We start from the raw sequence: 15,862 nt of genomic DNA on the forward strand, positions 1-15,862 counted from the left end.
TTCACACCGCCGGTGGAACCGCCCGTACGAGGCCCGTCTGGTAGGCGATGACGACCAGTTGCGCACGGTCGCGGGCGTTCAGCTTGGTCATGGCGCGGTGGATGTGGGTGCGTACGGTCAGCGGGCTGAGCACCAGGTCCTCGGCGATCTCGGTGTTGGACCTGCCCTCCGCGGCCAGGGCCATCACCTCGCGTTCGCGGACCGTGAGGTCGGCGAGGCGCTCCGGTGGAGCCAGGTGGGTGTCGGGGGCGGGTGCCAGGAGGAAGCGGGCGATGAGGGAGCGGGTGGCGGCGGGTGAGAGGAGGGCCTCGCCGGAGGCCACCGTGCGCAGGCCGGCCAGCAGGGTGTCGGCGGTGACGTCCTTGCCGAGGAAGCCGCTGGCACCGGCCCGCAGCGCCTGGGCGACGTAGTCCTCGGTCTCGAACGTGGTCAGGATGAGGACGCGGGTGGCGGACAGGTCCGGGTCGGCGCAGAGCGCGGCGGTGGCGGTGAGGCCGTCGGTGCCGGGCATGCGGATGTCCATGAGGACGATGTCGGGGTGGTGGGCGCGGGTCAGCTCCACCGCCTCCGCGCCGTCGGAGGCCTCGGCGACCACCTCCAGGTCCGCGCACGAGTCGATGAGGATCCGGAAGGTGGCCCGCAGCAGGGCCTGGTCGTCGGCGAGCAGCACCCTGATGGTCATGGCGTGGTTCCTTCGGCGGGGAGAGGGGACGGTTGCAGCGGGAGCGCGGTGGCGACCTCGAAGCCGCCCTGGGGGCGGGGGCCCGCGCACAGGTGGCCGCCGATGGAGTGGGCGCGTTCGCGCATGCCGATGACGCCGAAGCCGCGGCTGCCCTGAGGGGCTTCGGCCGCCGGCTTGCCGGTGCCGTCGTCGGTGACCGTGATCAGCAGGCGCGAGCCGGTGTATGCGAGGCGTACGCGGGCGGCCTCGGCGGTGGCGTGCTTGGTGACGTTGGTGAGCGCCTCCTGCACGATCCGGAACGCGGTCAGGTCGACGCCGGGTGACAGCGGCTGCGGTTCCCCCTCCGTGGTGACGGTGACCTCCAGGCCGGCCGACTCGCACGCCGCGACCAGCTCGGGCAGGCGGGCGAGGCCGGGGGCCGGTTCCAGCTCCGTGGAGCCGGGGCCGGTGTCGTCCTGGTGGTCGTTCTGGCGCAGCAGGCCCAGGGCGGCCTTCAGCTCCCGGAGCGCGGAGGACGTGGTGCCGGTCAGGTCGGTGAGGATCCTCTGGCTCTGCTCGGGGTGGGTGAGGGCGAGGTGCGCGGCCGTGCCGGCCTGGGCGTTGGCCAGGGCCATGTGGTGGGCGACGACGTCGTGGAGCTCCCGGGCGATGCGCATCCGTTCCTCGGTGACGCGCAGCCGGGCCTCCTCCTCCCTGGTGCGCTCGGCGTGTTCGGCCCGGGCCTGCACGGCATGGAGGTAGGCGCGCCGCAGCCGCGTCATGTTGCCGGCGGCGAGGGGCAGCATCAGCCAGAAGAGCGGGCCGATCGTCCTCAGCAGCAGCGAGAGGTGGTCCATGGAGTCGGTGAACACGGCCGCGACGATCACCGCCAGCGTGGTGATGATGCCGTAGATGCGGGTGGTCCTGCGGTCGGTGAGGGTGGCGAGCCAGTACAGCGCCGCCATGACCGGGGCCAGCAGCAGCGGCGTGACCAGATAGCCGAGCGCGACCGCTGCGACCGTGCAGCCCCCGGCGACGACGACGGCGGTGCGCGGGTGGGTGCGGTGCTTGAGCAGGACGAGACAGGCGACGCCGGTGAGGACGGTGGCGGTCTTGTCCTGGTCCGGCGGTTCGGCGCCGGGCAGGGTGAGGGAGCCGCCGAGGGCCGAGCAGCCCATCAGTGCCAGGACCATCGCCAGATCGACGAGGAACGGGTGGCGCGCCGAGAACTCCTCCAGGCGATCCGCGTAGCGCCGCTCCAGGCTGATACTCATCGGGCTCTCCGGGGGGTGGGCTGGGACCATAGTGGTCGACATGGGGCGGGAACGCCCCGGAGGCCGCCCGTGTCCTTCGCCACGGGCGGCCCTGGTGCGGGGGGGGGTGTCAGGTCCGCGCCGGTTCCGGCTCCGGTGCGGTGTCCGCCGCCGGTTCCCGCGCCTCCGGCCTGCGGGTGAGCGCCTCGCCCTCCACGTCGACGCGGGGCAGCACCCGGTCCAGCCACTTCGGCAGCCACCACGCCCTGTGGCCGAGCAGGGCGAGGACGGCGGGCACGATGGCCATCCGGACGACGAACGCGTCGAACAGGACGGCGGAGGCGAGCCCGAACCCGATCATCTTGATCATGGAGTCGCTCTCGCCGATGAACCCGGCGAACACCGCGATCATGATCAGGGCCGCCGCCACGACCACCCGGGCGCTGTGCCGGAAGCCGGACGTGACCGCCCGCGCGGGCGACTCGCCGTGGACGTACGCCTCCCGCATCCGGGACACCAGGAACACCTCGTAGTCCATAGCGAGCCCGAAGACGATGCCCACCAGGAAGATCGGCATCAGGCTCATGATCGGGCCGGTCTGCTCCACGCCGAGGAGTCCGGCGCCGTGGCCCTGCTGGAACACCACGACGACCACGCCGAGGGAGGCCAGCACCGACAGCAGGAACCCGAGGGCCGCCTTGAGCGGGACGAGCAGGGATCGGAAGACCACCAGCAGCAGCACGATCGCCAGGCCGACGACCACCGTCAGATAGGGGACCAGCGCGGCCTGAACCTTCTGCGCGATGTCGATGTTCATCGCGGTGGTGCCGGTGACCTCGTAGCTCGCGCCCGTGCCGGACTCGATGCCGGGCCGCTCGTCGCGGATCGTCGTCACCAGGTTCTTGGTCTTCTCGTCGGTCGGCGCGGTGGACGGCACGACGGAGAAGACGGCGGTGTCACCGGCGCCGTTGAAGCGGGCCGGGGAGACGGACACCACGCCCTTGGTGGCGCCGATCTCCTGGGCGATCTCGTCCGCGGCACTCTTGGGGTCGGCGGCGCCCTTGCCGTCCACGACGACGGTCAGCGGCCCGTTGAAGCCCGGCCCGAAGCCCTCGGCGAGCGCGTCGTAGGCCCGGCGCTCGGTCGTGGAGGTCGGCTTGGCCTCGTCCCCGGGCATGCCCAGCTGGAGGCCGGCCGCGGGCAGGGCGAGGGCACCGAGGCCGACGACGCCGAGGAGCAGGACGGGTATCGGGCGGCGCAGCACGAACCGGGCCCAGCGGGTGCCGCCGTTGTCGCCGCCGCTCTCCTCGATCCGGCCGCTCTTGCGGGCCCGCCGGGTGAGCACGGCGTTCGGCCAGAAGCCGAGCAGGGCCGGGACGAGCGTCAGCGCGATCAGTACGGCGACGACGACCGCGCCTGCGGCGGCCAGGCCCATCTTGGTGAGCATCGGGATGCCGACCACGGCGAGCCCGGCCAGCGCGATGACGACGGTGAGCCCGGCGAACACGACAGCGGACCCGGCCGTGCCGGCGGCGAGTCCGGCCGCCTCCTGCGGCGCTCGGCCCTTGGCGCGCTCCTCCCGGTAGCGGGACACCACGAACAGGGCGTAGTCGATGCCGACGCAGGGGGAGCCCGGCGGCGGCCAGGGAGCCGAAGGTGACGAGGAGGACAACGGCGGCGATCGCGACGCCGATCACCTCGGCCGTGCCGCCCGGCCCGGCGTTGGACTCCAGCGCGGTGCCGCCCGCCTCGACGGTCAGCCCGGAGTCCCAGGCCTGGTCGATGGCGCGCTCCAGGTGGGTCCGGCTGGCGTCGGTGAGGTCGCTCGCCCCGACCTTGTAGGTGACGGTCGCGAAGGCGGTCGAGCCGTCCTGGCTGATCGTCTTCGCCCGGAACGGGTCGACGGCGCTCGCCACCTGCGTGCCGTCGCCGAGGCCGGTCACGGCCTTCTCGATGGCCTGTTTGTTCCCGGCGGCGGTGACCTTCTCGCCGCCGGGCGCGATGAACACGACCCGGGCGGTCGCCCCGTCGGCCGTGGCCCCGGGGAAGCGCTCTTCCATCAGGTCGAACGCCTTCTGGGACTCGATGCCGGGCATCGAGAACTCCTCGTCGGCGGCCCCCGGCGCCTTGAGGGCGCCGAGCCCGACGGCGGCCAGGACGGCCGCCCAGACCAGGGCGACGTACCAGCGTCGCCGGAAGGCCAGTCGGCCCACTCGATACAGGAAAGTTGCCACGGCAGCAGGTCTCCACATCTGGTGTCGATCGTCTGCCAAGGCTCTCCGCGGGCGGGCCGTCCCGTCGTCGTGCGGCTGCCGACAATCCGGGGTACTCGAAACGCAGTACGAGCGAGGCCGCCGTCCACCTCGGGTACGAGATTCCCGAGCCATCCGGCGAGTCCTGTGCTACCGTCGTTGTTGTTGCAGTTTTGGTTCCCAGAGACTTCGAGTGCTCTATCGACCTTTTGTCGACGAGCACTCTTTTTAGTTTTCGAGGATTTTCGGATCTCTCCGAGGGTGATCATTTCAGCAACTCCGAGTCCGTAAAGTGCGGGTCTCGGGTTTGTCCCCCTAAGGGAGATTCAGCATGGCATCTGGCACTGTGAAGTGGTTCAACGCGGAAAAGGGCTTCGGCTTCATCGAGCAGGAGGGCGGCGGTCCCGACGTGTTCGCCCACTACTCGAACATCGCCACCTCCGGCTTCCGCGAGCTTCAGGAAGGCCAGAAGGTTACCTTCGACGTCACGCAGGGCCAGAAGGGCCCGCAGGCCGAGAACATCGTGCCCGCCTGACGCTGACGCGTCCGACGTGACCGGGGCCCGCACCGTGAGGTGCGGGCCTCAGCTTTGTTTGCATCCAACACCCGGCTCAGTCTGCGAATCCTGGTGCGGCCCGTTCCCAGCCGCCGGGAATTCCCCGATACGTGCCGCATCGAGGAAGGATCCCCTTGGATCGCACCGCTCGCAAGAACAACGGCTCGCCCCACTCCCGTAAGGCCGGGGGCCGAGGCACATCGGCCCGTGGCACCGGCGCCGGCCGCGGCGGCGGCCACGGACGCCGCCCCGCACCCGGCGGGGAGTTCGCCCCGCCGGCCACCATCACCCCGGCGCTGCCCGCCGTCGAGGACTTCGCCGCTCTGGGCCTGCCCGAGCGGCTGCTGGCCGCGCTGCGCACCGAGGGCATGACCGTGCCGTTCCCGATCCAGGCGGCGACACTGCCCAACTCCCTGGCCGGCCGCGACGTGCTGGGCCGCGGGCGCACGGGCTCGGGCAAGACCCTCGCCTTCGGCCTCGCCGTACTGGCCCGCATCGACGGGCAGCGGGCCGAGCCCCGGCAGCCGGTGGCCCTCGTCCTCGTCCCCACCCGGGAACTGGCCCAGCAGGTCACCGACGCGCTCACCCCCTACGCGCAGGCGCTGCGCCTGCGGCTCACCACGGTGGTCGGCGGCATGTCGATCGGCCGCCAGGCCAGCGCGCTGCGCGGCGGCGCCGAGGTCGTCGTCGCGACGCCCGGCCGGCTCAAGGACCTCATAGACCGCGGCGACTGCCGGCTGGACCGGGTCACCGTCACCGTCCTGGACGAGGCCGACCAGATGACGGACATGGGCTTCATGCCGCAGGTGACCGCCCTGCTGGACCAGGTGCAGCCCGGGGGCCAGCGGCTGCTGTTCTCGGCCACGCTGGACCGCAACGTCGACCGCCTGGTCCGCACCTACCTCCACGACCCCGTGGTCCACTCCGTCGATCCGTCGGCCGGCGCGGTCACCACCATGGAGCATCACCTGCTGCACGTGGAGGACGCCGACAAGCACGCCACCACGACGGAGATCGCCGCCCGCGACGGCCGCGTGATCATGTTCCTGGACACCAAGCACGCCGCCGACCGACTGGCCAAGAAGCTCCTGGCCGTCGGAGTGCGCGCCTCGGCCCTGCACGGCGGCAAGTCCCAGTCCCAGCGCACCCGGACCCTGGCCCGGTTCAAGGACGGCGAGGTCACGGTCCTGGTGGCGACCAACGTCGCCGCCCGCGGCATCCACGTCGACAACCTCGACCTGGTCGTCAACGTGGACCCGCCCGCCGACCACAAGGACTACCTGCACCGGGGCGGCCGTACCGCCCGGGCCGGCGAGTCGGGCACCGTCGTCACGCTGGTCCTGCCCCACCAGCGCCGCGAGACCGCCCGCCTGATGGCCGACGCCGGCATCTCCCCGCGCGTCACCCGGGTCCGCTCGGGCGAGGCCGAACTGAGCCGCATCACCGGCGCCCAGGCGCCGTCGGGCGTGCCCGTCGTCCTCACGCCGCCGCCCTCCGAGAGCGGCCCCGCGCGCACGGGTTCCGCCCCGCGCGCACGGCGCGGCAGGCCCGCCCGGGGCCGCCGCCGCTGACCCGCTCTCAGGAGCGGAGGCCGCGCGGCCGCGTCACGTGCCGGTCCGCGCCGGAGACAGCCGCACCACCGTCCCCTCCCCGTTCGACGACAGGAGCAGGGAGCCGTCCGGGGCGGTGGTGAGACCCGCGAACCGGGGAGCCACGCCGGGCAGTCCGTGGGCGAAGAGGGCGGGGGCCTGACGCGGCGGCGCGCTGCCACGGGGGATGCCGACCGCCAGGTCCTCGGCCTCGACGCGGGTGCCGCCCGTGGTCAGGGAGACCGACCAGAGCCGGCGGTTCGCGGTGTCCACGGTGAAGAGTTCGTCGCCGTGGACGGCCAGGCCCTGGGGGGCGCCGAGGCCGTCCGCGACCGGCACCGCCTCGCCGTCGTCGATACGCAGTACCGCCCCGCGCCGGTCGTCGCTGACGTAGCACCGCCCGTCGGCGTCGAGCGTGACGTCCACGGGGTGGTCGAGGCCTTCGGCCAGGACCGTGACCGTGTCCGTCCCGTCGATGGCGATGACGCGGCCGGCGCCGGTCTCGGCGACGACGAGGGTGCCGTCGGGCCGTGCCGTGATGCCGAGGGGCTGATTCAGGCCCGTCGCCCTGGTGCGGTTGGCGCCGATGGTGGGGTCGTAGGTCTGGACCGTGCCGAACTGCGAGGTGGTGTGCAGGACTTCGCCGTCGGCGGTGATGCCGTGGACGAAGGGCTGGAGGATCTCCGTGGTGACGTCGCCCGACGCGCCCGCGTCGGGCTCCTCGGGGCGGGCCACCCGGTAGTGGTCGGCCGCGTACACCGTGCCGCCGAGGTCGATCGTCACGCCGTAGGGGCCGTCCAGGCCGCGCGGCACGACGGGGCGGGTGCGGCCGTCGGGGTGCATTTCCGTGATGCCGCCGCTCGCGAAGCTGGAGACGAACATGCGGTTCTCCGCGTCGAACGCGGCGTTGTCCAGGCCCGTGACACCGCTGGTGACCAGCGAACGGGAGCCCGTGCCGTGCAGGTCGACGCGGGTGACGATGCCCTCGGGGCCGCGCGACAGGACGTGCAGGACGCCGCCCTGGTCGAAGCGGACCGCGACCGGGTCGTGCACGTCCTCGGCGACGACCTCGGGCACACCGCCGTCGGGCGGTATGCGCCAGACCTGCCGGCTGACCATGTGCGGGTAGTAGAGACAGCCGTCCGGCCCCAGTTGCATGGCGTTGCCCAAGGCCAGCCCGTCGGTCAGGACGACCGGGTCGCCGCCCTCGGGGAACAGCTCCAGCAGCCGGCCGTTCATCCTCATCTCGTTGACGAAGAGCCGGTCGCCGACGCACGTGATGCCGTTGGGCACCTTCACCTCGTCGGAGACGAGGCCGTACGCGCCGTCGGGACTGCGGCGCCACACCCGGCCGGGGACGAGGTCGGCTATGTACATCGACCCGTCCGCCCCGAAGGCCAGGTCGTCGGGCGACTGGACCGGGCCGTCCGGAGGGACCACGCCCTCGACGTCCCCGGTGGCCGGGTCGACGGCGCTGATCTGCCCGGCCAGGAACTGCGCGACGTACAGCCGCCCGTCGGGGCCGAACGCGACGCCGTTGGAACCCCACAGCGGGTTCGGCGAGTTGAGGCGGCGGGCCTGCCAGCGGGTGCTGCGCACGCCACTCGCCTCGTACCTGCCCGAACGCCCCGTCACGGGCCCAGCACCTCGTCCATGCCGCCCTCCGCCCGCCAGCGCCGGATCAGCTCGTAGAACGCGATCGGGCCGTCGCCGTACGACTCGCTGCGGGGTCTCGGCATGCCCTCGGCGTTGTAGTAGCCGGGGGTGCACTCGGACTGGAACGTGTACAGGTCCACCGACTTCTCGCGGATCACGGCCCCCCAGGCGGCCTCCGCCCCGGCCGTCGGCTCCACGCACCGGACCCCGCGCCTGCGCGCCTCGCCGATCACCTCGGCGACATGCGTGGCCTGCTCGTCCAGGACGTGCACGTAGTTCACGGAGCTGGCGGACTGCACCGAGCCGAGCATGAACAGGTTGGGGAAACCGCGGCTGTAGAAGCCGTGCAGGGTCCTCGGACCGGTCTGCCGCCAGGACTCCAGCAGGGCGACGCCGTCCCTGCCGTACGCGGGGAGCCGCCCGGACAGCAGGCCCGAGACGCCGACCTCGAAACCGGTGCCGAAGATGACGCAGTCGACCCCGTACTCGACCCCGCCGACGACGACGGCGTGCTCGGTGACGCGCTCCACGCCCCCGTGGTCGGCCGTGTCCACGAGCGTGACGTTCGGCCGGTTGAAGGTCTCCAGATACGAGTCGCTGAAGGTGGGCCGCTTGCACATGTAGCGGTACCAGGGCTTGAGCTTCTCGGCCGTCGCCGGGTCCTCGACGATCGCGTCGACCCGGGCCCGCAGCTCGTTCATCTTCTGGAAGTCGGCGATCTCCTCCAGGTGTTCGCGCTCCTCGGGCGTGAGACCGGTGAAGCCGTCGGTGGGGATGAGCTTCTGCTGGAGGCGGGCGGTGCTGGTCCAGCCGTCGGCCACCAGGTCCTCGTCGGCCGGGCCGCCCGTGACGACCGCGAGGAAGTTGTCCCGGCGCCGCCGCGCCCAGCCGGGCTCCAGCGAGCCGGCCCACTCGGGGTCGGTGGGGCGCTGGCCGCGCACGTCCACGGAGGACGGGGTGCGCTGGAACACGTACAGGTGCCGGGCCTCCCGGCCCAGGTGCGGGACGACCTGGATGGCGGTGGCGCCGGTGCCGATGAGGGCGACGCGCTTGTCGGCGAGCTTGTGCAGTCCGCCGTTCGCGTCGCCGCCGGTGTAGGCGTAGTCCCAGCGGCTGGTGTGGAACATGTGGCCCTTGAAGGTCTCGATGCCTTCGATGCCGGGCAGTTTGGGCTGGCTGAGCAGCCCGGTGGCCACGACGACGTGGCGTGCGGTCATGCGGTCGCCGCGGTCGGTGGTGACGACCCACGCGGACTCGCCCTCGTCCCAGCGCAGTTCGCTCACCTGCGTGCGGAAGCAGGCGTCGCGGTAGAGGCCGAAGTGCCGTGCGATCGCCTGCGCGTGCTGCCGGATCTCCTCGCCCGGCGCGTACTTCCACTTCGGGACGTAGCCGAGCTCCTCCAGCAGCGGCAGGTAGACGTACGACTCGATGTCGCAGTGGATCCCGGGGTACCGGTTCCAGTACCAGGTGCCGCCGAAGTCGGCGCCCTTCTCGATGATCCGCACGTTCTCCACGCCGGCCTGGCGCAGCCGGGCACCGGTCAGCAGGCCGCCGAAGCCGCCGCCGACGACCACCACGTCCATGTGGTCGCGCAGCGGCTCCCGGGTGGACCCGGGCTCGGCGTACGGGTCCTCGTCGAAGTGGCCGAACTCGCCGGTGGTACGCCGGTACTGGCGGTTGCCGTCGGGGCGGATCCGCCGGTCGCGCTCGGTCCGGTACCGCTCGCGCAGGGCGTCCGGGTCGAAGTCCAGGGCCGGCACGGGGGTGTGGGGGGTGGACATGCGTGTCCTCTTCCTCTCGCGTACGGGGAGGTCGGGTGGGGTCAGACCGCGGCCCAGGCGTTGTCCACCGGCAGGACGACGCCGTTGACACCGCTCGCCGCGTCGGAGGCGAGATAGACGATGGCGGCGGCCTGCTCCTCCGGTTCGCAGATGCGGCCCATGTTGACGAAGTGCCTGCCGACGACGGCCGGTCCGTGGGCCTCCCGGTCGATGTGGACATCGGCGGTGATGTCGGTGGCCGTGCCGCCCGGGGCTATGGCGTTGGCGCGGATGCCCTGGTCCCGGTACATCACCGCGAGGGAGCGGGTGAGGCCGAGGACGCCGTGCTTGGAGGCGGTGTACGCGGTGCCGGCCGCGCTGCCGCGCAGTGCCGCCTCGGACGCGATGTTGACGATGGCGCCGCCGCCCGCCGCGATCATGTGGGGCAGGGCGGCCCTGGTCAGCAGGAACGGCGCGGTGAGGTTGATCCGCAGGACCCGCTCCCACTCGGCGTCGGTGACGTCCGCCGCGGCGGACATGCTGTCCATGACTCCGGCGTTGTTGACCAGCACGTCGATGCCGCCGAAGGTGTCGACGGCGGCGGCCACGACCGCGTCGACGACGGCGCCGTCGCTCAGGTCGCCCGTGACGGCAAGGGCCGTTCCTCCGGCGGATTCGATGGCACCGACGACGCTCTTGGCCCCCTCGGCGTTCAGGTCGGCCACCACGACCCGCGCTCCCTCCCCGGCGAACCGCAGGGCGGTGGCGCGGCCGATGCCGGAGGCGGCTCCGGTGACGATGACGCTCTTGCCCGACAGACCCGTGGCACCCATGGCGCTCCTCTGCTCGTCGTGTGACCCGGCGTCAGGCACAGTACTGTTTTTTGTCTCAGTGCGACATAAAGACGCGGAGTGCCAATAGGTCGTTTCACGCCATGAAGACATAGAGCGACGTAAAATAGAGTGGGCGCGCGGCAAGTCGAGGAGGGCGCATGGCCGGACGATCGGGTGGGGCCACGGGCCGGCCACCGCTGACGGAGCGGCGACGCGCCGAGACGCGTATGGAGATCGCCGAGGAGGCGGTCCGGCTCTTCGCCGCCAAGGGCGTGGCGGCGGTCACTGCGGAGGACATCGCCTCCGCGGCAGGGGTGTCGACGCGCACGCTGTGGCGGTACTTCCGCTCCAAGGAGGAGTGCGTACGCCCCCTGCTCACCACGGGCCTCGAACTGCTGACGGACCATCTGCGCGACAGCGGGGACACTCACGACTCACTCGCCGAGGCGATCCTGAGCATCCGCTACGACGACGACACCGCACCGCGCCTGCGGGCCCTGCGCGACCTGCTGCGGCTGTGCCGTGACGAGCCCGGGCTGCGGGCGGTGTGGCTGGAGGCGCACTACGACGCGGAAGCCGCGTTCGCCGCGATGATCGCCGACCGTACGGGCCGGCCGGCCGGCGATTTCGCGGTCCGGGTGGAAGCGGGCGTGCTGAACACCGCCATGCGCGTCGCGGTGGAGGACTGGGCCCTGCGGTCCGACGGGGTGACGGGGCCGTCCCTCGCGCAGACCATCACGCGGGCGCTGCGGATGACCGACGTCGCCGAGCGGGGCTGAGGACTCGGCGCAGGCACCCCGCACCGCCAAGTCGTCTCCGGACGGACACGGGGAGAGCGGCTGAGGTCACCGGCTACAAGACCGGCGGGCCCTGCTCGATCCGGCGCAGCACCGGTCCGAGCCGGTCGATCGAGTCGCTCGTCTGGAGCTGCCGCTCGTCCCACCAGGTGGCTCCCGCCTCGGCCAACGGCCCGATCACGGCACGGGTCCGGGCCGCGTCGCCACCCGGGGTGGCACCGCCGAGGACGATCTCGAAGGGGGCGTCGGACGGGCCGCCCTCGCGCTGCTCGCGGAGGTAGGCGACGAGGTCGCGGACCTGGTCGAGGGGCGGCACGTGACCGTGCCTGGCATCGGTGAACAGGGGAACGACACCGTCCCAGCGCGCGGCCCGGCGCATGGGCGGGCGGTTCGGCCAGAAGCCGGCGATCCAGACCGGCGGCCGGGGACGTTGCACCGTGGCGGGCAGCAGCGTCACGTCCCGGACCCGGTAGTGCCGCCCGTCGTGCCGCACCGGCTCGCCCGACCAGTAACGCCGGAGCAGCTCCAGGCCTTCGTCCAGCCGCTCGGCCAGCACCTTGGCGTCCGTGGTGTCGCCAAAACTGGCGTACTCGTCCTCGATGGGCCCGCCCAGCCCCGCGCCGAACGTGACCCGGCCCCCGCTCACGGCGTCCAGCGTCGCCACCTGACGGGCGAGCTGCTGCGGACGCCGCCGGGCGACCGGGGTGACCAGCGTGCCGAGCCTGATCCGGGACGTCGCCAGCGCGGCGGCGGTGAGCAGCATCCAGGGGTCCCCGAACGGCCTGCCCTCGTGCTTGCGGTGCACCACGTGGTCCCAGACGAACAGCCCGTCCCACCCCGCCTCTTCCGCCGCCACGGCCGCCTTCGCCACGGTCCTGGGATCGGCGAAGTCACCGAAGTTCGGGATGTTGACCGAGAAGCGCATCCGCGCATCGTGCTGCACGGCACAGGCACGGACAACGGATCATCCGGCCAGACTCCGCACCCTTCGCTGCACAGCCGCGCCCCCGACCCGGCCGTCACCATGCGGTGCGGCGGGCCGAGGGCGTCTTATGGAGGGCGTGTTCGGGACGAAGGGCTAGTCAGCCGTCACGTCCGTCACCTTCCAGCGCTGGTTGGAGCCGGAGTTCGGCTGCCAGAGGCCGACCGAGGCGCCTTCGTTCGTGGACTGGCCCCCGACGTCCGGGAGCTGGCCGGTGGCGGCGTTGACCAGGGTCCAGGTGCCGTCGCCGGTCGTGGACATGATCCACTCGGTGGCCTTGTCGCGGCGGCCCTCGTCGGGCTCGGCGACCAGGGCGCCGTCGCGGACGGCCAGGCGCTTGTCCGACGCGGTCTCGGTGAGGACGTACCGCTTGCGGTTGTCCGTGCCGCGGATCTGCTCCACCCGCCACTGCTGACCGCCCGGGTCGGCGGCGTTGGCGCTCTTGATGACCAGACCCGTGCCGTTGTCGGCGAGGGTGAGGTCCTTGCCGCTCTGGACGCCGGTCAGCCGGTAGGTGTGGCCCTTCTTCAGCTCGGCCGCGTCCTTGGCGACGCCCGAGACACCCTTGACGAGGAAGGACGTCACCGACTGGCCGGGCACGGTGACCGTGGCCTCCTTGCCGGAGACCCGGACCGCCTTCTGCTTCTCCAGCTTGCCGTCGGCGCTGGTCACCACGGGGGTGACGGTGGCGCGGGAGGAGACCCGGCCGAACTTCGACAGGTCGAGGGTGACCTCGCGGGACTCGGTGGTGCTGTTGACGTGGACGACCGTCGCCGCGTCGCCCTTGCGGGAGACCGCCGAGGTGCTGGAGGTGTCGTCCGTCTTGATCAGCCGGTCGCCGGGCTTGATGAAGTGCGTGAAGTTGCGAGCCGTGTCGAACTTGGTGTTGGTGTAGACCGGGCAGGTCTTGAGCGTGTCCTTGGAGGTGCAGCTGAACGGCAGCTGGATCTCGCCCCAGTTGCCGCCCTTGGCGGACTCGCCGCCCGGCTTCATGTTGTCGTAGTCCTCGACGGGCTGCCAGAACACCCAGGCACGGGGCTCCAGTTCACGCAGGTCGTCGACGATGCGCTGAGCCAGGCCCAGGCCGGGCCGCATGTCCGTGAAGCTCTGGCCGTCGCCCCAGTCGCCCTCGACCTCGCTCATCCACAGCGGCTTGTCGGCGGCCTTGGCCAGGTCGCGGACGGTGGTGCGCTGGCCGGTGCCGTAGGTGTGGACGTTCATCTGGGCGACCAGGTCACGGACCTCCTGGGGGTAGGAGTTCCAGTTGGTGGCGAAGGTGCCGGGGTTGGTCTCGTCCATCGCGGATATCTCCGCGCCGCTCCTGGACTTCTCCAGGACCGGGGCGAGCGCGCGGAGCACCTTCTGCTGAAGCTCGGGGCCCATGTGGGCGCCCTCCTGGCGGCCTCCGGTCGGCTCGCCGTCCGGGCCGAGCTTGGTGCCCCAGTAGTTGGTGTTCGGCTCGTTGAAGGGGTCGAGCGTGTCGACCTTGATGCCGTGCGCCTTCTCCAGCTGCTCGGTCGCGCCCACCAGGTACTTGGCGAAGTCCTCCACGGACTCGGGCTTCAGCTGGTCCTTGCCCGCGTCGAAGTTGCCGGAGACGTAGCCGCTCTCGGTCATGAACCAGGGCGGCGAGTTGCTGAAGGTCTCCCAGTGGGTGATGTCCTTCTTGATGCGGTCGACCCACCAGCGCTGCGTCTTGTCGGCGTGTCTGTTCCAGTCGGCCGGGTCCTCGGCGTCCCACCAGTCGACGTCCTCGCGGGTGGTGCCCGCCGGGGCCTTCCACCAGCCCTCGACCGCGCCGCCGGCCCGCAGGTAGTCCTTGACGTCCGGGGCGTTGCCGCCGCCGATGTTGTAGCGGGCGATGTTCAGCGCGAGGCCCTCGTCGCCGAAGAGGAGCTTGTAGAGCTTCTCGCGGACGGCGGGCGGGTAGTCGCCGGTGGCGTTGGCGAACCACACCAGGCTCGTGCCCCAGCCCTCGAACTTCTCCTGCTTGTAGGAGGGGTCGGGGCGGACGGTGACCCCGGCCGCCTGAGCGGTGGGCTCGGCGTGCGCGGCGGGCAGGGTGGCGGTGGCCAGGATGGTTCCGGTCGCCACGGCGGTGACGCCGATGGCCCCGAGGAGCCTTCTCTTACGGGTGCGGTGTGCCATCTCGAGTACTCCAGCTCTTCTGCGTCCGCGTGTCCCGGCGGGAGCAGAGATCGGGGCCCGCGTGGGGCGAGTTGTACTGTTTCGCGGCTTTCTCGTACGGTTTCGACTAGGCAATGTTTACGTAAACATCCACTGGCGGGATGTCTACACTGTCCGAATCTCAGGGGTCAAGGAGTCGTTCCGGACCGAAATTTGCGCCGGTTGCGCGGCGAGGGAAGCGAGGGGCAGATGGGCACGGTGGACGGTGAGAGAGAAGCCATGGGCACGAGCCGTACGAGAAGGCGTCCGGCCCGCCCCCGCCAGGGCGCTTCCATGGCGGACGTCGCCCGGCTCGCCGGTGTCTCCTCTCAGACGGTCTCCCGCGTCTCCAACGGCTTCCCGGGCGTCACCGAGGACACCCGCCGACAGGTCCTCGCCGCCATGCGGGAGCTGGGCTACCGCCCCAACAGCGCGGCGCGGGCGCTCAAGCGCGGCGAGTTCCGCACCCTCGGCGTGATCACCTTCTCCCTCTCCACCATGGGCAACATCCGCACGCTGGAGGCCATCGCCACCTCCGCGGCCCAGCACGGCTACGCCGTCACGCTGCTGCCCGTCGCCGTCCCCACCCAGGACGAGGTGAACGGCGCCTTCTCCCGCCTGGGCGAACTCGCCGTGGACGCCGTGATCGTCATCATGGAGATCCATCTGCTGGACGCGGCGACGGTGTCGCTGCCGCCCGGTGTGCAGGTCGTCGTGGCCGACTCGGACGCCGGCGACCGCTACACCGTGGTCGACACCGACCAGGCGGGCGGCGCCCGGGACGCCGTACGGCATCTGCTGGACCTCGGTCACGAGACCGTGTGGCACCTGGCGGGCCCGGAAGGCTCCTTCGCCGCCCAGCGCCGCGCCAACGCCTGGCGCGACACGCTCACCGCGGCCGGCCGCGTCACGCCGCCCCTGGTCCGGGGCGACTGGTCGGCCGAGTCCGGCTACCGGGCCGGGCTGCGGCTGGCCGACGAGCCGGACTGCACGGCGGTGTTCGCGGCCAACGACCAGATGGCCCTGGGCCTGCTGAGGGCCCTGCACGAACGCGGCCTGCGCGTCCCCGGCGACATCAGCGTCGTCGGCTTCGACGACATTCCCGAGTCCGCGTCCTTCCTCCCGCCCCTCACCACCATCCACCAGGACTTCGCCGAGGTGGGACGCCTGTGTGTGGAGGGAGTGCTGAGCAAGATGCGGCAGGACGGGGAGGAGCACGGGACGACACTGGTGCCTACGCGGTTGGTGCGGCGGGAGAGTACGGGGGCGCCGGGGGCGCGGGCGTGAGGCTGGGCGGGGCAGGCCCTGCGGTGGGTGGGAAGACATCCCGACTGCCGGCGTGACCCGAATGGGCCAA

At 71.9% G+C, this 15,862-nt stretch carries 11 protein-coding genes and 1 pseudogene; 4 read left to right on the forward strand and 8 right to left on the reverse strand.

Features of this window, described 5'->3' with window-relative positions; all coding sequences use genetic code 11:
• Window position 1 precedes the first annotated feature (1 nt).
• The 3 genes and pseudogenes from QC385_RS29545 to QC385_RS29555 form a co-directional block, all read right to left on the reverse strand.
• On the reverse strand, window positions 2-682 hold the full coding sequence (locus QC385_RS29545) for a response regulator transcription factor (protein WP_279544448.1): 681 nt from the start codon (window positions 680-682) through the stop codon (window positions 2-4).
• Window positions 679-1,935 carry a sensor histidine kinase gene (locus QC385_RS29550; protein ID WP_279544449.1) on the reverse strand — a complete coding sequence of 419 codons (1,257 nt, stop codon included), beginning with the start codon at window positions 1,933-1,935 and terminating at the stop codon, window positions 679-681. Before QC385_RS29550 ends, QC385_RS29545 begins: the two co-directional genes overlap by 4 nt.
• Window positions 1,936-2,044: 109 nt before the next feature.
• Window positions 2,045-4,148 (reverse strand): annotated as a pseudogene (locus tag QC385_RS29555) (MMPL family transporter).
• A 349-nt stretch (window positions 4,149-4,497) separates the two neighbouring features.
• Here QC385_RS29555 and QC385_RS29560 point away from each other — a divergent pair.
• Together QC385_RS29560 and QC385_RS29565 are read left to right on the forward strand one after the other, a co-directional pair.
• Window positions 4,498-4,701, forward strand: coding sequence for a cold-shock protein (locus QC385_RS29560; protein ID WP_010032345.1), 204 nt, complete (start codon window positions 4,498-4,500; stop codon window positions 4,699-4,701).
• A gap of 155 nt (window positions 4,702-4,856) precedes the next feature.
• Entirely contained in the window at window positions 4,857-6,293 is a 1,437-nt protein-coding gene (locus tag QC385_RS29565; protein WP_279544450.1) for a DEAD/DEAH box helicase, read from the forward strand.
• Between the two features lie 33 nt (window positions 6,294-6,326).
• On the opposite strand, the gene QC385_RS29570 is transcribed toward QC385_RS29565, so the two are convergent.
• From QC385_RS29570 to QC385_RS29580, 3 genes are read right to left on the reverse strand one after another with little or no spacing between them, the layout of a single operon-like run.
• Window positions 6,327-7,946: an SMP-30/gluconolactonase/LRE family protein gene (locus QC385_RS29570; protein WP_443033025.1), complete on the reverse strand. Its 1,620-nt coding sequence runs from the start codon at window positions 7,944-7,946 to the stop codon at window positions 6,327-6,329.
• Complete coding sequence (locus QC385_RS29575) at window positions 7,943-9,748, reverse strand: flavin-containing monooxygenase (RefSeq protein ID WP_279544452.1); 1,806 nt, start codon at window positions 9,746-9,748, stop codon at window positions 7,943-7,945. The genes QC385_RS29570 and QC385_RS29575 overlap by 4 nt, the downstream gene beginning before the upstream one ends.
• Window positions 9,749-9,789: 41 nt before the next feature.
• Window positions 9,790-10,560, reverse strand: coding sequence for an SDR family NAD(P)-dependent oxidoreductase (locus QC385_RS29580; protein WP_279544453.1), 771 nt, complete (start codon window positions 10,558-10,560; stop codon window positions 9,790-9,792).
• Window positions 10,561-10,718: 158 nt separating this feature from the next.
• Between QC385_RS29580 and QC385_RS29585 the strand changes: the two genes are divergently transcribed.
• Window positions 10,719-11,339: a helix-turn-helix domain-containing protein gene (locus QC385_RS29585; RefSeq protein ID WP_279544454.1), complete on the forward strand. Its 621-nt coding sequence runs from the start codon at window positions 10,719-10,721 to the stop codon at window positions 11,337-11,339.
• 73 nt (window positions 11,340-11,412) lie between these two features.
• On the opposite strand, the gene QC385_RS29590 is transcribed toward QC385_RS29585, so the two are convergent.
• Both QC385_RS29590 and QC385_RS29595 read right to left on the reverse strand, forming a co-directional pair.
• Window positions 11,413-12,282 carry an LLM class flavin-dependent oxidoreductase gene (locus QC385_RS29590; RefSeq protein WP_279544455.1) on the reverse strand — a complete coding sequence of 290 codons (870 nt, stop codon included), beginning with the start codon at window positions 12,280-12,282 and terminating at the stop codon, window positions 11,413-11,415.
• A 153-nt stretch (window positions 12,283-12,435) separates the two neighbouring features.
• Complete coding sequence (locus tag QC385_RS29595) at window positions 12,436-14,487, reverse strand: RICIN domain-containing protein (RefSeq protein WP_279544456.1); 2,052 nt, start codon at window positions 14,485-14,487, stop codon at window positions 12,436-12,438.
• A 312-nt stretch (window positions 14,488-14,799) separates the two neighbouring features.
• Between QC385_RS29595 and QC385_RS29600 the strand changes: the two genes are divergently transcribed.
• Window positions 14,800-15,792, forward strand: a complete 993-nt coding sequence (locus tag QC385_RS29600) for a LacI family DNA-binding transcriptional regulator (RefSeq protein ID WP_150485456.1) — start codon at window positions 14,800-14,802, stop codon at window positions 15,790-15,792.
• The last annotated feature ends 70 nt before the right edge of the window (window positions 15,793-15,862 follow it).

It is taken from the genome of Streptomyces sp. DH10, assembly GCF_029813805.1.
Taxonomy (GTDB): domain Bacteria; phylum Actinomycetota; class Actinomycetes; order Streptomycetales; family Streptomycetaceae; genus Streptomyces; species Streptomyces coeruleofuscus.